Here is an 18,930-nt window from a genome sequence, read left to right as displayed (position 1 = left end):
TTATCCTTAGTTCATTACAGCTGATAAGCTTAAAGACATGATTGTGTCAATTAATGCTAAAAACAGTGTAATAACTGTTACAACAACAAAAACAGAAAGATAAGCAGATCTGATTTGTTCTTTAATAGGGAAAATTACTTTGAATAGTTCTTCTTTAGCATTTTTATAGTATGTTTTAAATTTATTCACAATCGACTCCAAGTATTTAAGCTTAAAAATTCTTTTAAAAAAAGTCGCGACTGTTTTTAAAAAAATTTTATCGTGGCAGGCCAGACAGGACTCGAACCCGTAACCATCGGATTTGGAATCCGGCGCTCTACCATTGGAGCTACTGACCTATAAGATAAAGAGAGTTAAGAAAGTCTTACGACTTTAACTTAACTTCTTTGTGAATTGTATGTTTTTTTAATCTTGGACTATACTTTTTAACCGCCATTTTCTCTGTGTGAGTTTTTGGGTTTTTGTAAGTAGTGTAGTTAATATCACCACACTCCTCACATTTAAGTCCAATTTTGATGCTTACACCGTTACCCATAAGTTATCCTTACTCGATAATCTCAGCAACAACTCCAGCACCTACAGTTCTACCACCTTCTCTAATAGCAAACTTAGTTCCTTTTTCTAGAGCAATTGGAGCAACTAATGAAACAGTTAATTCAACGTTATCACCTGGCATAACCATCTCAGTACCTTCTGGTAATTCACAAGAACCAGTTACGTCTGTAGTTCTTACATAGAATTGTGGTCTATAACCTGAGAAGAATGGAGTATGTCTACCACCTTCCTCTTTAGAAAGGATATATACTTCACCTCTGAATTTAGTGTGTGGTGTAATTGAACCTGGCTTAACAAGAACTTGTCCTCTTTGAACATCTTCTTTTTTAATACCTCTTAAAAGGATACCAGCATTATCACCAGCTTGACCTTCGTCCATTTCTTTTCTGAACATTTCAATACCAGTCACAGTAGTTTTTTGTGTATCTTTCATACCAACGATTTCGATCTCTTCGTTAAGTTTGATTGTACCTTTTTCAATTCTACCAGTAACAACAGTACCTCTACCTTGAATAGTAAATACATCTTCAACAGGCATTAAGAAATCTTGATCAGCATCTCTTTCTGGAGTTGGAATATAAGCGTCTACTTCATCCATTAATTTATAGATTTTTTCAGACCACTCACCAGCTGTACCAGATTTTGCTTCTTCTAAAGCTTGGAATGCAGAACCAGCAACGATTGGAGTATCATCACCTGGGAAGTCATACTCAGAAAGTAATTCTCTTACTTCCATTTCAACTAACTCTAACATCTCTTCTTTATCTTCATCATCTAATTGATCTTCTTTATTTAAGAAAACAACGATGTATGGAACACCTACTTGCTTAGATAATAAGATGTGCTCTCTTGTTTGAGCCATTGGTCCATCAGTTGAAGCAATAACTAAAATAGCACCATCCATTTGTGCAGCACCAGTAATCATGTTTTTAACATAATCGGCGTGACCTGGACAATCTACGTGAGCGTAGTGTCTAGTTTCAGTTTCATACTCAACGTGAGAAGTAGCAATTGTAATTCCTCTTTCTCTTTCTTCTGGAGCATTATCAATTTGATCATAATCCATAGTTGCTTGACCATTTTTAAGCCCTAAACACATAGTGATTGCAGCTGTTAAAGTAGTTTTACCGTGGTCAACGTGACCAATAGTACCAATATTTACGTGCGGTTTACTTCGCTCGAATTTTTCTTTTGCCATAAAATTCCCCTTAAAAAATTTTGGTTATTGCCCTCTGAGTAGATAAGCCCTGTGGCTTCTCTATTCAGAGGGGTGTTTGTTGTTATTAATTACAAAAAAATAAACTAATATCTTTTTGTGGATTGGTATTTTACTTAAAAAATACTAAATATAAACTTTAATGGGAGTTACTTTGAATAAAAAGGAGTTATAAATGTATAATTGCGTTATAACTCAGCTCCCAGTAATCAATAAATAATTAATGGAGCGGGAGACGAGACTCGAACTCGCGACAATCTGCTTGGAAGGCAGAGGCTCTAGCCAACTGAGCTACTCCCGCAACATTTGCGTGGTGGTGAGGGAAGGATTTGAACCTTCGAAGCCTAAGGCGACGGATTTACAGTCCGTAGGATTTGACCACTCTCCAACCTCACCGGTTGAAAAATATTATTGTTCTGGTCAAGCGCTGGTCTTAAGACTTACGCACGACAATTTGAATGGAGCTGGTGAAGGGACTTGAACCCCCGACCTGCTGATTACAAATCAGCTGCTCTAGCCAACTGAGCTACACCAGCATCCAAATTTAATTTAAGTGGTGGTTCGAGGCAGAATCGAACTGCCGACACAAGGATTTTCAATCCTTTGCTCTACCGACTGAGCTATCGAACCAGATACGCTTTTTAATGCGTCCTTCTTAAATTGGAGTGAAATTATATACAGAAGTACATTAAAGTAAGCTTAATCCTAAAACAAACTCTTTAAATTCTTTCCCTCTTTCTTTATAAGATGTATATTGATCCAAAGATGCAGCAGCTGGTGATAGCATTGCAACAGCCTCTAAATCATGCTTTGTGGATATTTTTTTTATAGCTTCTTTTAATATTTTACATCCATAAAATTTTATAGAAAATTTTTCTGCTAACTTTTCTAATTTATTAGAATTACTTCCTATAGCATATATTTCGATATCTAAGTCTTTTATAAATTCAAATAAAAGTTCTAAATTTGCCCCTTTATCATCTCCACCAAGAATTAAATATATTCTTTTTTCTTTATAAGGTACAATAGCATTAATTGTTGCATCTATATTTGTAGCTTTAGAATCATTTACCCAAAGTCTATTTTTTTTATCTTTGAACTCTTCTACTTTATGCTCATCAACTTTATATGTATTAATAGTTTCGTAATCTACCTCATCAAATATTATCTTTTTTGCTGCCAAGGCAAGAAGTGCATCTAATAAAAAAGGTTCTTTAAAATTAATCTGTGTTTTATCTATATCAAATTTCTCACATAAATCATCACTATCTTTATATGTTATAAGATGACATACTGTGTTTATATCTTTATACTTTTCAGGAACAATTGCAATTTCACTCTCTTCCATCATATATAAAGGTTTTAATTTTGCTTTTTCATACTCTTCAAAACTTCCATGCCAAGAAACATGATCATCTGAAATTGGTAACAATAAATATAAATTAGGTTTTGCATACTTTGTATAATGAAAAGTAAAAGAAGATGTTTCTAAAATCCAAATTTTAGATTCTTTGTTTAGCTTGGAAACTGGTGTTCCAATATTTCCACCACATACACTATTTTTATCTTTTAATATATGTTGACACATTTGAGTTGTTGTTGTTTTTCCATTTGTTCCACTTATCCATATAGAAAAAGGCATCTCTTTATATATAAGATCATAATCACTTATTATATTATTTGAGTTTTTTACCATCTTATTATTAGGTGGAATACCTGGGCTTACAACTGTTATCTCATTAGATTGTTTATCATATGTATTAAAATCACTATCATCATAAAGAACTACATCTTCATACTCTTCTTTAATAGCTTGGGCTGTAAGTCCTTTACCAAGTACTCTAATCATGTTTTACTCTTTATCTTATTTTTAAACTCATAAGAGCTACTAAATTTGCCATAAATGATATAATCCAAAATCTTACAATAATCTTATTCTCTTTCCAACCTTTTTCTTCAAAGTGATGATGTATTGGAGCCATTAAGAAAACTCTTTTTTGTCTTAATTTATATGAACCTACTTGTAAGATAACTGATACTGTTTCTATAACAAAAATAAATCCAATTACTATTAATAATATTTCTGATTTACATACTATTGCCATATATCCCATAAATGCTCCAATAGGTAAGGAACCACTGTCCCCCATAAAAACTTGTGCTGGATGACAGTTATACCATAAAAAGGCAATTAAAGAGCCAATCATTGCTGTTCCTACAATTGCTAATTCTCCTGATGTTTTAATATTAGGTAATAATAAATATGAAGAAAAAATTGCATGTCCACTTACATATACAATTGCAGATAAAGTAAATAGTCCCATTACAGAGGGTACTGTTGCTAAACCATCTAAACCATCAGTTAAATTTACCGCATTTGATGCAGCAACCATTACTAATATCCAAAAAACTAATGCAAATATTCCCATATCAAATAAAGGATATTTATAAAAAGGTGTATATAGTGTTGTTGTGTGATTATAAGTTATTAATACCCCGGCTACTATCAAGGCAGCTATAAATTGTAAAATTAATTTTGCCCTTGAAGACAATCCTTCATTATTTGCATTTTTTGCAATCTTTGAAAAATCATCTTTCATTCCAATTAAAGAGAAAAGCCCAAGTGTTAATAAAGAACCAACTACATAAAAATTATTAAGCTTTACAGTTAATAATGTTGCAATAATAGTTGAAAAAATAAATACTACTCCACCCATAGTTGGTGTTCCAGCTTTTTCTTGATGAGAGTTAGGAGCATATTCATAAATAGGCTGTGAGGCTTTCTTTGATTTAGCCCACCTTACAAATTTTGGTAACAAATACATTGTAAGAAAAAATGATATAAAAAATGCAAGACCTGCACGAACTGAGATATATTGAAAAATATTTATGTCTAAGTGTCTATAAAACCAATAAAACAAATTGAAACCTTAATTAGTGGGAAATTATCCCGAATTCTTCAAAACTTTTTAGTCTTATTTATAAGATTATACTTCAGCGAAGATAGTAGAAAGTTTTGATATAATCGCGAGATTATACTAAAACTTAACTTAATAATTTTACTAAGGTTATATTATGACGAAAAAAGCAATATTAATAATTACTGATGGAATTGGGCACAATGAATCAGACAAATTTAATGCATTTACAAATGCCTCTACACCAACATATGACTACTTATTTAAAAATATTCCTTACTCATTAATTCATACTTACGGAGACCATGTAGGATTACCTAATGGACAAATGGGTAATTCTGAAGTAGGACACATGACAATAGGAAGTGGAAGAGTTTTATACCAAGATTTAGTAAAAATAAATATGGCTATAGAAAATAATACATTAAAAGATAATGAAACTCTAAAAACAACAATTGATAAATCTAATAATATTCATCTTTTAGGTCTAATTAGTGATGGTGGTGTTCACTCTCATATCAAACACATAATTGCATTAGCAAAAATTGCAAAAGATAAAAATAAAAAAGTATTTATTCATGTGATTACAGATGGAAGAGATGTTGCACCAAATTGTGTAAATAAATATATCAAACAACTTATAGATATTTGTGATGAAGATATTAAAATTGCTACTATTGCTGGAAGATATTATACTATGGATAGAGATAATAGATGGGAAAGAGTTAAAAAAGGTCATGACGTAGTAGCTTTTGCAACTCCAAATATATCTTCAAATATTTTAGAGTATGTTGAGAATTCATATAAAGAAGATATATATGATGAGTTCATTGAACCTACTGCTTTTGAAGGATACGAAGGATTAAAAGAAAATGATGGTTTGATTTTCTGCAACTTTAGATCTGATAGAATGAGAGAAATCTCAACAGCTTTAGCAAATAAACAATTTAGTGAATTTGATAAGTTTGAAGGTAATTTAAATATTGCAACAATGACACAATATGATAAAAACTTACCTCTTCCAATACTATTTCCAAAAGAGACTCCAAAAAATACTTTAGCAGAAGTTATTTCAAATGCAGGACTTTCTCAAGTACACACAGCAGAAACAGAAAAATATGCACACGTAACTTTCTTTTTTAATGGAGGAGTTGAAGAACCTGTATTAAATGAAAGTAGAGTTTTAATTCCATCACCTGATGTTGCAACTTATGATTTAAAACCTGAAATGAGTGCACCTGAAGTAAGTATTGAAGTTCAAAGAGCAATGGATAATGAAACTGACTTTATTGTTGTGAATTTTGCAAATGGAGATATGGTTGGTCATACTGGCATTTATGAAGCTGGAGTAAAAGCTGTTGAAGCTGTTGATAAAGAACTTGGAGCTATCTTTGAAAAAGCAAAAGAGCTTGAATATAGTGTTGTTTTAACAAGTGATCATGGAAACTGTGAAATGATGAAAGATGAAACAGGTAAAACTTTAACAAATCACACTGTTGGGGATGTATATTGTTTTGTTATGGCAGATAATGTAAAAAAAGTAAAAACAGGAAGTTTAAATAATATTGCTCCAACTATACTTAAACTTATGAATCTTGATATTCCAAAAGAAATGGATGAGGCTCTAGTTTAATTATGTCTAAAGCTGTAGATATCAAAAAACTACTCATAAAAGTAGATAATAAGAAATTAGTAGATATTAGTTTTTCTATAAAAAACTCTACAGCATTAATAGGACAAAGTGGAAGTGGAAAATCTCTTACTTTAAAAGCTATATTAAATTTACTTCCCTCTACTTTGTCTTGTGAAAAAAAAATATCTTCTAACTTTGATATCAACTATAAAACAATAGGTTTTATTCCTCAAAATCCTTTTACTTCTTTATCGCCTATGACAAAAATTAAGGATCAATTCTTTTGTGAGGAGAATAGAAAAAAAGAGCTTTTAAAGTTAGTAGGATTAGAAATTTCTCTTCTTAATCGTTTTCCAAAAGAGTTAAGTGGAGGACAACTTCAAAGAGTTGTTATAGCTATTGCTTTATCTAATAATGCTAAACTATTATTATTAGATGAACCAACTACAGCTTTAGATGAAACATCAAAAGAAACAATACTTAATTTAATAAAAGACATAAGTGAAAAATTAAATTTGCTTATTCTTTTTGTTACCCATGATATTGAATCTATAAAAAACTTATGTGAGGAGCTTATTATCATAAAAGATGGAGCTATTGTTGAACAAGGTTTAACTAAAGAGGTATTAACTAATCCTAAAGAGGAATATACGAAAAAGTTAATAAACTCAACATTTAAAAATAAAGAATTTAGGAAATAGTATGATTAAATATTTTTTTGCTTTTATTGTATTTGTAGGAATTGCAATTTCTGGTTGGTTACTACATTTATATTCAGAAATTAGACATGATATTGATGCAATTGTAAATTATAAACCAAACGTAACTACACAGTTTTATGATAAAAATGGAAAACTTATTGCAAATATTTTTGATAAAAAGCATAGACTGTATGTAGATTATGACAATATTCCTGCAAGAGTTGTTGAAGCATTAGTTGCTATTGAAGATACACAATTTTTTGAACATTCAGGTGTAAATCCAGATGCAATTTCAAGAGCAATGATTAAAAATATTAAAGCCATGGGATATGTTGAAGGAGCAAGTACACTTACTCAACAGTTAGTTAAAAGTATTGTTCTTACTAGAGAAAAAAAACTTATTAGAAAAATTAAAGAGGCACTTCTTTCAATAAGACTAGAAACTATCTTAACAAAAGAACAAATTTTAGAAAGATATCTGAATGAAGTATATTTTGGACATGGGTATTATGGAATTAGAACTGCAGCTAAAGGTTATTTTAGAAAAGATTTATATGAACTAAATCTTAAAGAAATTGCAATCTTAGTTGGGCTTCCAAAAGCTCCAAGTTTTTATGATCCAACAAGAAACTTAAAATATTCACTTACAAGAGCTAACCAAGTTGTAAGTAGAATGCATAAATTAGGTTGGATAAACGAGACTCAATATAAAGAAGCAATAAACTATATTCCAACTGTTTATGATGATACACTTACTTTAAATAAAGCTCCTTATATTATAGATTATGCATTAAAACTTTTAAAGAAAGATATCCCTGATATTAAAACAGGTGGATATACTGTTAACTTAACAATTGATTTAGAAGCTCAAAGAATTGGTAGAGAGTCTTTAAAAGTTGCATATGACAAAATTTTAGCAAGGGATGCATGGCTTCAAAAAAATTCTGCAAACAATGTTGACTTAAATGGAGAACCTGTAGAAGAGGGATATTTTATTGATACTTTAAACGGTGCACTTGTTTCTATAGAAAATAGTACTGGAAAAATTCTTGCCCTTGTTGGAGGAATAAATTACAAAGAATCAAACTTTAATAGAGCTGTACAAAGTGAAAGACAACCAGGTTCTGCTGTAAAACCATTTTTATATCATACTGCTATAGAATTAGGATACTCTCCTGCTTCACAAGTAGCAGATATCGGAAGAACATATGAGTATAAAGTTGGAGAAGAAGAGAAAAAATGGAAACCAAAAAACTATGGAGGTACTTTTAAAGGTGTTATCACATTAAGAGAAGCTCTTATGAAATCAAGAAACCTTGCTACTATTAATTTAGTTACCGATGTTGGAATTAATGAAATGTACAAAGGCTTAAAATCATATGGAATAACAAATATTCCAAGAGACCTATCAATTACTCTTGGTTCTTTTTCAATTTCACCTTTAAATTTAAGTAAAGCCTTTTCACTACTATCTAATGATGGAACACAAGTTGAACCATATTTAATTAACTCAATTACAAATTTAAAAAATGAAACAATGACATTTGAACCAGAATATAAATATATTAGTTCTCCTGAGCAAGTTTTTTTAACTAAATCAATAATGTATGATACTGTTGAAAGAGGTACAGGAAGAAAAGCTAAGGTGAAAGGCATCCAGCTAGCGGGTAAAACAGGAACTACTAATGATAATATAGATGCTTGGTTCTGTGGTTTCTCTCCTACTATTCAAACAGTTGTTTATTTTGGGAAAGATAATAATACTCCTATGAGAAGAAGTGAAACTGGAGGAACAACAGCAGGTCCTGCATTTGGACATTTTTATAAAGAATATATTCAAATTCATCCAGAGATAGAAAGAGAATTCAAAAAACCTGAGGGAGTTAAAACTTCAATTATTAATGGTAGAAAAGAGTATTATACAGATAAATCACCTTTACCAGAATTAGATTCAATTCCTACAAATAATAATTCACAACAACAAAATATTCAATTCTAAACTTATAATAAATAAAAATTAGGCATAAAAAAAGGTAAGCTTAAAAAGCTTACCTTTTTTATTTATATTTATCTTCTTATTAACAAGAATAAGTTGATTTAAATTCGAATGCTGTTGGTCTAGCTTCATCAGGCCAAACTTGAGTTTCAAATTTATAGTGTTGATATGTATCAATCATATCTTGTGTAAATACTGGTTTTAAGAAGTCATTATCTCTAATTAATGCTTCTAATGAACCTCTTAATGTATGAGGCATTTGAGGAATTTTTCTTTCTCTAATTTCATCTAATGGCATTTCGAATAAATCTTCATCCATTGGACCAATAGGTTCAATTTTGTTTGCAATACCATCAAGACCAGCCATTAACATTGCAGCAAATGCTAAATATGGACAAGCAGTTGAATCTGGGAATCTCATTTCGATTCTTGTTGCTTTTTCTCCTGCTCCATAAGGAATTCTACAAGATGCAGATCTATTTTGAGAAGAGTAAGTTAAGATTGAAGGAGCTTCAAATCCTGGGATTAATCTTTTATAAGAGTTTGTTGATGGGTTAGTAAACGCAGCAACTGCTCTAGCGTGTTTGAAGATACCACCTACATAGTGTCTTGCCATTTCAGAAAGGTTTCCGTACTCACCTTCTTTATAGAATAAGTTTTTACCATCTTTCCAGATTGATTGGTGAACGTGCATACCGTTTCCGTTGTCACCAAATAAAGGTTTTGGCATAAATGTAGCTGATTTACCATTTAAATGAGCTACCATTTTTACAACATATTTGTATTTTTGTACGTTGTCAGCTGCTTCAATTAAATCTCCAAATACAATACCGATTTCACCTTGTGCTTGAGCAACTTCATGGTGTCCAAGAACAACTTCTAATCCAACTTGCTCTAAGATTTGCATCATCTCAGCTCTTAAGTCAACCATTGAATCTGTTGGTTGTACTGGGAAGTATCCACCTTTAGTTCTTGGTCTGTGTCCCATATTACCCATTTCATAATCAGTATCATCTGACCAACAACCCTCTTCTGAATCTACTCTATAATAAGACTCATTAATGTCATCTCTAATTTTTACATCATCAAAAATAAAGAATTCATTTTCAGGTCCAAAATATGCAACATCACCAATTCCAGCGTCAGCTAAATGTTCTAATGATTTTTTAGCAATTGATCTTGGGCATTTTTCATACATTTGACCTTTATAAATATCATAAACATCACAAAATACGATTATTGTTGAATCAGCAGTAAATGGATCTAAGAAAGCAGTCTCTACATCTGGCTTTAAAATCATATCTGATTTATTAATTGGTTGCCATGCATCAACAGATGAACCATCAAAAGGCATACCACCTTCTAATTGATCTGCACTAACTGCATTCATCATATAAGTTAAATGATGCCACATACCCTTAAGATCAGAGAATCTAAAGTCAACAAATTTAACTTCATTCTCTTCACAAAATTTGAAAAACTCTTCAGTGTTGTTAACAAATTTTCCCATTATAATTACTCCTTGAAATTGTTATGAATTATTGTAGCTAAATAAAAAAAATCTAAGATAAATAAACTGTATAAAAAATATACAATGTAATATTTTTTATATTCAAATAACTATATATTTTGTTTAAAATTTAACTACTATTTTTTCTCTAGACTTAAATTTTATACAAGTTGTATAACCAATATCCTTTGCTAGTTTAGTTACCTCATCATATTTAAAGCCTATTTGCTCTATCTCATGTGCATCTGAAGAGAAAGCGATAGGAATATCAAGTTCATAAGCTAATTCAAGTAACTCTTTTGAAGGATAAGTCTGAGCTATTGGTTTTCTTAATCCTGCTGCATTTATTTCTAAAACCATATTTGCTTTTTTTATTTCTAGCATAGCTTTTTTTGCAATCATTTTGATATCTTTATTAGGAAGATACTTAAATACTTTTATTAAATCTAAATGTCCTACCATATCAAATAGTCTTGATTTTGCAAGTTCTTCAATTGCAGAAAAGTAATCAGCCCAAATATCATCAATATTTTTCTCTTTATATTTACCTATAAATTCAGGATTATCAAAGCCCCAAAGATTATTGTTTTTTTCTTGAATAAAGTGTACTGAACCTATTAAATAATCAACATCAGCTTTTAAAATTTCATCTAACATAAGATTTTTATCTTGCATAAAATCTACTTCGTAAGCAAGAAGTATCTCAATTTTATCTTTATATTTATTTTGTAAGAACTTTACATCATTTTCATAAAACTCTTTTTGAGATATATCCATTCTATATTTTGGATCAAAAGGCATAGGAGCATGGTCTGAAAAACCAAAAACATCAATTCCAATTTCTATTGCTCTTTTTATATACTCTTCTGTAGTTCCATTTGCATGATTGCATAAAGAAGTATGATTATGTAAATCAATTCTTTGTTTTATGATACTCAATTTAAAATACCTGAACCTTGAATTTTTGTACTTCTATCTTCTGCATAAACTCTTTTTCCATCAATAATATCATATTTCCAGATTGGAGCTTGTGCTTTAAAATCTTCTACAAATTCATCAATCATCTCTAAAGCTACTCTTCTTTTAGGAGAACAAACAGCTGCAATATATGAACTTTCATGATTTAAAACATCACCCTTTGAGTGAGCCATTAAAACTATTGCATTTTTTTCATTTGCTTTTTCTTGCCATGAATCAAACCAAGAGTTTAAGATTGGTTCATATATATCAAAACTTAATCCATCAATTGAGTTTTCATCTCTAACAACACCAACAAAAGTTATAATTGCTCCATAGTTAGAATTTTTAAATTCATCATACCAAGCATTAGTTATATCTTCAACAGGTAGTTTTCCATCAAATAATTGTAGTTTTTTATTATTCATTATTCTTTATTCACTTTTTATTTAATTAATCATCCACCACATACAGGAGGCAATAATGAAACTTTATCTCCATCACTTAAAGCAACATCTTTTGATGCAACTAATGTATCATTTACAGCAACTGCACATGTCTCTAACCACTTAGAAACATCTTGATCTTCTTTTAATAATGTACTTAACTCATTTAAATTAGAAATTTCAACATTTAATGCTTCTTTATTTATTGGGCCAAGAAATTCTACTTTAACCATATTTAACCCCTTATTTACTAAATATTATGTATTATATCAAATTTAATTTAAGTTAGGATGACCTAAATCAATGTTATTTGCTAAAATAGATTTTATAAATTTACTACCATTTCATGTTTATATAAAAAGAAACATAAAGTCCAATCAAGTTAAAGCTATCATAGAGTACAAAAAATCTTACCCTTCAGTGATCAATAAAAAGTTTAAAAAAAGAAAAGTAGATTCTGCTTTTATCTCATCAATTGCTTCAAGGGGTGAAAAAAGATTAGATTTTGGAATTATTGCAAGAGCTGATGTACAATCTGTTATTTTGATTCCAGGAGAAGAAAAAGAAGACTATCAAAGTGAAACTTCTAATGCTCTAGCTAAAGTATTAGGATTAAAAGGGAAAGTTTTAATTGGAGATAAAGCCTTAAAATATTTTCATGATAGTAAGGATAAAGATTTTATCGATTTAGCTCTTGCTTGGCAAGACAAATATAATTTACCTTTTGTTTTTGCAACCTTATGTTTTAACAAAAATAAAAAGTACTTAAAAAAAGTTACAAAAAGATTTGATAAAAGAAAAATATATATTCCACAATATATATTAGAAAGTTATTCAAAAAGAAGTGGCATTCCTAAAAAGGCAATAACAGAATATCTGAAAAAGATAGATTATGATATTGGAATAAAAGAGAAAAGAGCCATCAAAAAATTTTTACAACTAACAAAGAGTTTATAATGACAATATATGATTCACTTATTTTAGGAATTATTGAAGGGTTAACGGAGTTTTTGCCTATTTCTTCAACTGGGCACTTAATTGTTGCAAGCGAATTTTTAGGAATAGATCAAACAAATGTAAATAAAGCATATGAAGTAATTATTCAATTTGCTGCTATTTTAGCAGTTGTATTAAACTATCCTTCAAAGTTTACTTTTTCCCATATTAATCTTTGGACTAAAGTTCTTATAGCTTTTTTACCTATTGCAACTATTGGTTTTATTTTTTCAGACCAAGTAAAAGCAATGTTTTCTATACAAATAGTTGCTTGGATGTTTATAATCGGTGGTATTGTTTTTTTAATTGTAGAAAAGTTTTATGATGAATCAAAACATATAACCTCTGATGTAGAAGATATTTCTTTTAAACAATCACTATATATAGGTCTTGCTCAAATTTTTGCACTAATTCCTGGAACATCAAGGGCAGGTTCTTCTATTATAGGAGCTATGCTTGTTGGGTTAAATAGAAAAGCAAGTGCTGAATTCTCTTTTTTACTTGCATTTCCAGTAATGTGTGCAACAACAGGATATGATCTTTTAAAACATCATGAAGAACTATTTATTGCAGGAAACTTTATAAATCTTGCAATAGGTTTTATAGTATCATTCTTAGTTGCATTTGTAGCAATAAAACTATTCTTAAAATTCCTAGAAAACTTCACTTTTGTTGCCTTTGGAATCTATAGAATAGTTTTTGGTATTTTACTTTTAAGCTTTGCCTAACATATCATCAACGATTGACTCTATAGCATTATACTTTATAGAGTCAACTAACTTTTTACTTATACTATAATTATCTTTTTTTAAAATATTCATAAATTTCTCAGAGCTTAGTTCATTTTCTCTTAATACATAGCATAAACCTTTATCTTCTAAAAATTTAGCATTTGTATATTGATGATCTTTTGCTGCATAAGGAAAAGGGATAAAAAGCGTAGGTAAAGAGTTTGCACATAGTTCCCATAAAGTTGAAGCACCTGAACGACTTACTGCAAAATCTGCTTTACCCATTTTTAAAGCTAAATCATCACTAAAAGCAAAAACATCAGCTTCTATTCCTAATTTTTTATACTCTTTTTCTACTCTATCAAAATCATTTTTACCTGTTTGATGAATAATTTTTAGATTTAATTTTTTTAAGTCCTTAGCAACACTAAGTGCAAAATCATTAATAGCTTTTGCCCCTTGTGAACCACCTAAAAAAATAACTGTTTTTAACTCATCTCTTATTCTTGCATTATCAAAGAACTCTTCACTAACAGGATAATCTTTTATTGGAGAATCTACTAAAAATGATGAGTAAACTTCTGAGGCAAATCGTGCAGTTTTTTCATTTAATTTACCCATAACTGAGTTTTGCTCATGAATAAATAAATAACAATCTACTGTTGTAATAGCTGCTAAGGTTGCAGGTGCAGCTGAAAAACCACCTACACTAACTACTGTAGATACTTTAAATTTTTGAAAGATTGCTCTACACTTATTTACTTGAGAAACTATTTGCATTAAAGATTGGATTTTCCCAAATATATTTTTATTTACAACTCCTCTAGTGTCTAAAAATATTGCTTTTTTTAATCTTTTATCATCTTCAAACCAATTAGGATCTTGTCCATTTGCAGAACCTATAAATATAACCTTATAGCCTCTTTTATGAAACTCTTCAATAAAAGCATCTGCTACTTTTAAGTGTCCACCAGTTCCGCCACCAGTAACTACTACACTTTTTTTCATTATTTAACCTTTTTTTTCATATCGACTGATTTGCTAATAGATAATACCATACCAATAGCTATTGCCATTGATAACATTGAAGAACCACCATAAGATAAAAGTGGAACAGCAATACCTTTTATTGGAATCATCCCTGATATTCCATAAGAGTTTATTAAAAATGCAATTATAATCATCAATGCTACACCAATAGTAAATAGATGATAAATCTTATTCTCTACTCTTCCACTTATCTTAAAGATTCTAAGCACTATTAAAAACATAATAGCAGTTATAAATACTAAACCTATAAAACCTATTTCTTCTGTAACTCCTGCTAAAACAAAGTCCGTATGCACTTCAGATAAAAAACCAAGCTTTATATCTCCTAGTCCTATACCTTGCCCAAAAAAACCACCATTATTCATTGCATTTAATGAATGGGAAACTTGATAAGGTTCTGGCAAATCTTCAATTCTTAAATATTTATCTGCCCATGAAGGTAAAACCATAAGAATTCCATCTTGTACCATTGCCCACCAAGAGAAAATTCTTTGTATTCTATGTGGTGCTGCAAGAATTAATCCAACAAGAGCCAATAATCCTACTAAACCTAATGTAACAAAAACTTTATATGATCTATTTGCAAAGATTAAAAGAATAAACAAAATTCCACCAAGCAATACAACTTGTCCTAAATCCTTTTGTAAAAATGCAATTATAAAGACAATAATAATAAAACTAAAAAAGTATGGTAGTAGAAGAATAAACTCTTCTTTAAGTGTAATTTTTTTTGGTATTTCAATTAATCTTCTATGAAATGACCAAGAAAGAAAATATATAAATCCTATTTTAAAAAATTCTACAGGAGATAAGGAAAATCCAGGTAATCTAATCCATCTATTAGCTCCACCTGATGCAGTTACTAAAGAAGATGGTAAAAAAGGCATTATTGCCATAAGTATAAAAAATGATATAAATAAAAACATTCCAAGTTTATTTACAATTTTATCTGGACTTAATAAAGAAAATACCCACATTACAAGAATAGAAACAACTCCAACAAATAGTTGTCTTATAAAAAAATGAAATTGACTATACTCATAATACTGTACTGTATACACGCTTAAAGAGTATGAGAATATGATACTTGTAATAATAAGTAGTGAAACAAGTAGAAATAGTACATAATCAGCTTGATAAACTCTATTATTTTTAATTTGATTTTTGTTAGAATGCATTCGCTATTATATTATATTATGGATAAATATGTCTTCAAAACTTAACGATAATGATAACAAAATTAAGAAAATTGTAATTCTATTTTTTTTCATACTTTTTTTAATTATTATATTAATTACTTCAGTATATTTTACAATTAATAATGAAAGAGATTTACCTAGACTAGAAACTTCAAAAAAGGAGCTTTCAGTTAGAGGTGAAATAATTAGTGCTGATAACTTTAAAATTACAAGTTCTAAAAAAATATATAAAGCCTCAATTGATTCAAGATATTTAGATAAAAATAAAAAAGAGTTATTTATAAAGCTATTTGCAATTTATAGTAATATTCCCTATGAAAAAGTAAAAGAAAAGATAGATGAATCTTTACGTAATCCAGGATACGTTGTACTTTCATATAATATAGATTCAAGAACTGCAAAGAACTTAAAAGAGTTAGGATTTAAATTAAGAAAATTAGATGTATTTAAAGCAAGAAAAGTTGATGGGGGAAGAATTCTAAGAGGTCTTAGTATAGTTGAAAGTGGTGAAAAAAGAGTTTACTCATATGAAGATACTTTAACTCCAGTTGTAGGTTATATTAGAAAATATGAGTCAGAAAATGGAAAAACAAAGGTAAAAGGAATTAAAGGTTTAGAAAAAAAATTTAATGACCTTTTAAATAGCAGTAAAGATGGAGTTCTTAGTGGGAATAGAGACGTTTTATCTTATATTTCATTCAATAAAGACTCAACAATTAAAAAAAGAGTTGATGGAGCAAATTTAGTTTTAAATATTCCATTAAAACTTCAAAAGAACAATGAATCAATTTTAGATAGATATAAAAAGAAACTAGGAGCTGAAGAGATTATTGTTTCAATAATGGAAAGTCATACTGGAAAGATTTTATCTTTAGCTTCATCAAATAGATTTAATCCAGAAAGAATTTATCAAAAAGATATTCCCTCTTTAAATGTTAATGCCATTGAGTATCAATATGAACCAGGTTCTGTTATTAAGCCAATATCTATTGCATTGGTATTAGATAAAGGGAGAGTAAAGAAAAATGAGCTTTTCTTTGCATACAATACAAAAGGTAGAGCAAACAGTAAAGGTGAATATCCTAGGGGAAGATATAAATTAGATAGATTTTTTATAAAAGATGATCATGAATTCAAAAAACATTATTTAACCCTTGATGATATTTTTATGTTCTCTTCAAATATTGGTACATTGCAATTAGCACAAAGACTTAGTGGACCAGAATTTTTTGAAGGAATGAAAAGATTTGGTTTTACAAGAAAAACAGGAATTGATTTACCCTATGAAAAAATAGGTGTCATGCCAAAAGTTTGGCAGTTTGCTGCAAATGACAAAGAAAAAGAAGATAATGTATTTAAAGCAACTGTTTCATATGGACAAGGTATGACTTCAACATTTATGCAAATTATGAAAGCTTATTCTGTATTTAATAATGGTGGAAAAATGATTACACCTAAAATTGTATCTTATATTGAACTTGATAATGAAAAGTTTAAAAAAGATACTTTAGAAGGGGAAAGAATTATTAAAAAATCTACTGCCGAAGAGATAAAAAGACTTCTTATTAAAACTGTTCAAAAAGGAACAGGAAAAGCAGCTCAAATTGATGGTTTAGAAATTGGAGGTAAAACTGGAACTGCCCAAGTTGCTGAAGGTGGAAAATATGTTAGAAAATATATTTCATCATTCTTTGGCTTTGTTAATGATGGAAAAAGTTCATATACAATTGGTGTAACAGTTGTTGATCCAATTTCAACAGGTAAAAACTGGTATTATTATTATGCTGCATGGTCAGCAGTACCTGTTTTTAAAGAAACAATTAATAACTTAGTAAAGTTAAACTATCTTACACCAAAAAAAGATATAATTTCAAAAAATTAAAATAATAAAGGATTAAAATGTTTGGTTTTAATAGAAAAGAACTTAAAGAATATAATTACTCTCCTGAAGAGTTAGCAAAATTTCAATATGCAAAAATAGATACTGAAAAAGGAACAATTTTTATTAAACTTTTTAATAAAGAAACTCCTAATACTGTTTCTAACTTTGCAACATTAGCAAATGATGGTTTTTATGATGATTTAAACTTCCATAGAGTTATTCCAGGTTTCATGGCACAAGGTGGATGTCCTGAAGGTTCTGGTATGGGTGGACCTGATTGGGCAATAGAGTGTGAAACTGATGCAGATAAACAAGTACACAATAAAGGAAGCTTATCTATGGCTCATGCTGGACCAAATACTGGTGGAAGTCAATTCTTTATTTGTTTTGAATCACAACCTCACTTAGATGGTCAACATACAGTTTTTGGTGAGATTGAAGAAAATGATGAAGAGAGTTTTGAAGTACTTGATTCAATTAGACAAGGTGATAAAATCAACTCTATTAAGATTTTAGAAGCAAGAGATTAATATATAGCTAGAGAGTTAACTCTCTAGCAGTTTAAATATGAGTTCTCTTAAATAAAATCTTCTTCTATATCTTCGTCCTCATCTGTATCTTCCTCTGCATATATACAAACAAGTTCATCAAAGTTAATTAAAAGTTCTCCTTCATTAGGAAAAGAGTATAAATATTGTTCTTGTTCGCCTGTTTTCATATATTTTAAATATTCTTCTTTTAAAATAGTATAATCAACATCTGTACCCACAAACTCTAGCTCACTACCCTCTGATAATACTAAATATATAAGTTTCATATCTACTCCTTAATTAAGATACTAAAATTATAGATTGATAGTATTTCAATGTGATTACAAAAAATATAAAAAGGCTAAAAGAAAGGCTAACAAGGGAGAGGGATCCAAATAAGCAGGATAAAAAAAAAGCTTACCATTAGCAACTAAGATAAGTTGGTAATGGTAAGCTTTAGTATAAATATACTCAAGAGCTGGCAGCGACCTACATTTCCACAAGGGGACCCTGCAGTATTATCAGCGCAGAAGTGCTTGACTTCCAGGTTCGGAATGGAGCTGGGTATTTCCACTTCGCTAAAACCACCAGCAATATGAGTATCAAACAT

General features: G+C 29.7%; 19 protein-coding genes, 5 tRNA genes and 1 rRNA gene. 7 read left to right on the top strand and 18 right to left on the bottom strand.

Annotation, left to right across the window (positions count from 1 at the left end):
- Positions 1 to 6: 6 nt before the first annotated feature.
- From secE to mraY, 10 genes are all read right to left on the bottom strand, one after another.
- Positions 7 to 189 carry a preprotein translocase subunit SecE gene (secE, locus tag CRV01_RS02995; protein ID WP_114838272.1) on the bottom strand — a complete coding sequence of 61 codons (183 nt, stop codon included), beginning with the start codon at positions 187 to 189 and terminating at the stop codon, positions 7 to 9.
- Between the two features lie 73 nt (positions 190 to 262).
- Positions 263 to 338 (bottom strand) — tRNA-Trp (locus CRV01_RS02990).
- Positions 339 to 364: 26 nt separating this feature from the next.
- A complete protein-coding gene (gene rpmG, locus CRV01_RS02985; protein WP_129006764.1) occupies positions 365 to 535 on the bottom strand; it encodes a 50S ribosomal protein L33 in 171 nt (56 codons plus the stop codon).
- 9 nt (positions 536 to 544) lie between these two features.
- On the bottom strand, positions 545 to 1,753 hold the full coding sequence (tuf, locus tag CRV01_RS02980) for an elongation factor Tu (RefSeq protein ID WP_129006763.1): 1,209 nt from the start codon (positions 1,751 to 1,753) through the stop codon (positions 545 to 547).
- A gap of 242 nt (positions 1,754 to 1,995) precedes the next feature.
- Positions 1,996 to 2,072, bottom strand: a tRNA-Gly gene (locus CRV01_RS02975).
- A 10-nt stretch (positions 2,073 to 2,082) separates the two neighbouring features.
- Positions 2,083 to 2,167 (bottom strand) — tRNA-Tyr (locus tag CRV01_RS02970).
- A 63-nt stretch (positions 2,168 to 2,230) separates the two neighbouring features.
- A tRNA-Thr gene (locus CRV01_RS02965) sits at positions 2,231 to 2,307 on the bottom strand.
- Positions 2,308 to 2,325: 18 nt separating this feature from the next.
- Positions 2,326 to 2,401, bottom strand: a tRNA-Phe gene (locus CRV01_RS02960).
- A 58-nt stretch (positions 2,402 to 2,459) separates the two neighbouring features.
- Complete coding sequence (murD, locus tag CRV01_RS02955; RefSeq protein ID WP_129006762.1) at positions 2,460 to 3,620, bottom strand: UDP-N-acetylmuramoyl-L-alanine--D-glutamate ligase; 1,161 nt, start codon at positions 3,618 to 3,620, stop codon at positions 2,460 to 2,462.
- Between the two features lie 10 nt (positions 3,621 to 3,630).
- On the bottom strand, positions 3,631 to 4,692 hold the full coding sequence (mraY, locus tag CRV01_RS02950; protein ID WP_129006761.1) for a phospho-N-acetylmuramoyl-pentapeptide-transferase: 1,062 nt from the start codon (positions 4,690 to 4,692) through the stop codon (positions 3,631 to 3,633).
- Positions 4,693 to 4,846: 154 nt separating this feature from the next.
- Here mraY and gpmI point away from each other — a divergent pair, with 154 nt between their 5' ends.
- The 3 genes from gpmI to CRV01_RS02935 are packed head-to-tail and all read left to right on the top strand — an operon-like array spanning position 4,847 to position 9,022.
- Positions 4,847 to 6,322: a 2,3-bisphosphoglycerate-independent phosphoglycerate mutase gene (gpmI, locus tag CRV01_RS02945; RefSeq protein ID WP_129006760.1), complete on the top strand. Its 1,476-nt coding sequence runs from the start codon at positions 4,847 to 4,849 to the stop codon at positions 6,320 to 6,322.
- Between the two features lie 2 nt (positions 6,323 to 6,324).
- A complete protein-coding gene (locus CRV01_RS02940; RefSeq protein ID WP_129006759.1) occupies positions 6,325 to 7,023 on the top strand; it encodes an ATP-binding cassette domain-containing protein in 699 nt (232 codons plus the stop codon).
- A 1-nt stretch (position 7,024) separates the two neighbouring features.
- On the top strand, positions 7,025 to 9,022 hold the full coding sequence (locus CRV01_RS02935) for a penicillin-binding protein 1A (RefSeq protein ID WP_129006758.1): 1,998 nt from the start codon (positions 7,025 to 7,027) through the stop codon (positions 9,020 to 9,022).
- A 79-nt stretch (positions 9,023 to 9,101) separates the two neighbouring features.
- Here CRV01_RS02935 and glnA read toward each other — a convergent pair whose 3' ends face one another.
- The 4 genes from glnA to CRV01_RS02915 all read right to left on the bottom strand — a co-directional run bounded on the left by glnA (position 9,102) and on the right by CRV01_RS02915 (position 12,165).
- On the bottom strand, positions 9,102 to 10,529 hold the full coding sequence (glnA, locus tag CRV01_RS02930; protein WP_129006757.1) for a type I glutamate--ammonia ligase: 1,428 nt from the start codon (positions 10,527 to 10,529) through the stop codon (positions 9,102 to 9,104).
- A gap of 123 nt (positions 10,530 to 10,652) precedes the next feature.
- On the bottom strand, positions 10,653 to 11,468 hold the full coding sequence (locus CRV01_RS02925; RefSeq protein WP_258238299.1) for a histidinol-phosphatase: 816 nt from the start codon (positions 11,466 to 11,468) through the stop codon (positions 10,653 to 10,655).
- A complete protein-coding gene (locus CRV01_RS02920; RefSeq protein WP_129006756.1) occupies positions 11,465 to 11,914 on the bottom strand; it encodes a molybdenum cofactor biosynthesis protein MoaE in 450 nt (149 codons plus the stop codon). The genes CRV01_RS02925 and CRV01_RS02920 overlap by 4 nt, the downstream gene beginning before the upstream one ends.
- Before the next feature lie 29 nt (positions 11,915 to 11,943).
- Positions 11,944 to 12,165, bottom strand: a complete 222-nt coding sequence (locus tag CRV01_RS02915; protein WP_129006755.1) for a MoaD/ThiS family protein — start codon at positions 12,163 to 12,165, stop codon at positions 11,944 to 11,946.
- 70 nt (positions 12,166 to 12,235) lie between these two features.
- On the opposite strand from CRV01_RS02915, the gene CRV01_RS02910 reads away from it, so the two are divergent.
- Both CRV01_RS02910 and CRV01_RS02905 read left to right on the top strand, forming a co-directional pair.
- Entirely contained in the window at positions 12,236 to 12,889 is a 654-nt protein-coding gene (locus tag CRV01_RS02910) for an MqnA/MqnD/SBP family protein (RefSeq protein WP_129006754.1), read from the top strand.
- The gene (locus CRV01_RS02905) at positions 12,889 to 13,656 is read left to right on the top strand and encodes an undecaprenyl-diphosphate phosphatase (RefSeq protein ID WP_129006753.1); all 768 of its coding nucleotides are present in this window, start codon (positions 12,889 to 12,891) and stop codon (positions 13,654 to 13,656) included. Before CRV01_RS02910 ends, CRV01_RS02905 begins: the two co-directional genes overlap by 1 nt.
- On the opposite strand, the gene murG is transcribed toward CRV01_RS02905, so the two are convergent.
- A complete protein-coding gene (murG, locus tag CRV01_RS02900; RefSeq protein ID WP_129006752.1) occupies positions 13,642 to 14,667 on the bottom strand; it encodes an undecaprenyldiphospho-muramoylpentapeptide beta-N-acetylglucosaminyltransferase in 1,026 nt (341 codons plus the stop codon). The genes CRV01_RS02905 and murG overlap by 15 nt on opposite strands.
- Positions 14,667 to 15,887, bottom strand: a complete 1,221-nt coding sequence (locus CRV01_RS02895) for an FtsW/RodA/SpoVE family cell cycle protein (protein ID WP_129006751.1) — start codon at positions 15,885 to 15,887, stop codon at positions 14,667 to 14,669. The genes murG and CRV01_RS02895 overlap by 1 nt, the downstream gene beginning before the upstream one ends.
- Before the next feature lie 28 nt (positions 15,888 to 15,915).
- On the opposite strand from CRV01_RS02895, the gene CRV01_RS02890 reads away from it, so the two are divergent.
- Positions 15,916 to 17,790 carry a penicillin-binding protein 2 gene (locus CRV01_RS02890; RefSeq protein ID WP_129006750.1) on the top strand — a complete coding sequence of 625 codons (1,875 nt, stop codon included), beginning with the start codon at positions 15,916 to 15,918 and terminating at the stop codon, positions 17,788 to 17,790.
- Between the two features lie 17 nt (positions 17,791 to 17,807).
- Positions 17,808 to 18,320 carry a peptidylprolyl isomerase gene (locus CRV01_RS02885; RefSeq protein WP_129006749.1) on the top strand — a complete coding sequence of 171 codons (513 nt, stop codon included), beginning with the start codon at positions 17,808 to 17,810 and terminating at the stop codon, positions 18,318 to 18,320.
- Positions 18,321 to 18,367: 47 nt separating this feature from the next.
- On the opposite strand, the gene CRV01_RS02880 is transcribed toward CRV01_RS02885, so the two are convergent.
- Together CRV01_RS02880 and rrf are read right to left on the bottom strand one after the other, a co-directional pair.
- A complete protein-coding gene (locus CRV01_RS02880; protein WP_129006748.1) occupies positions 18,368 to 18,607 on the bottom strand; it encodes a hypothetical protein in 240 nt (79 codons plus the stop codon).
- Positions 18,608 to 18,796: 189 nt separating this feature from the next.
- Positions 18,797 to 18,912: ribosomal RNA gene (gene rrf, locus CRV01_RS02875) — 5S ribosomal RNA — on the bottom strand.
- Between the last annotated feature and the right edge of the window lie 18 nt (positions 18,913 to 18,930).

The organism is Arcobacter sp. CECT 8983 (assembly GCF_004118855.1).
In the GTDB taxonomy this organism is placed as follows: domain Bacteria; phylum Campylobacterota; class Campylobacteria; order Campylobacterales; family Arcobacteraceae; genus Halarcobacter.
This window is presented reverse-complemented; position numbering and strand designations above follow the sequence as displayed.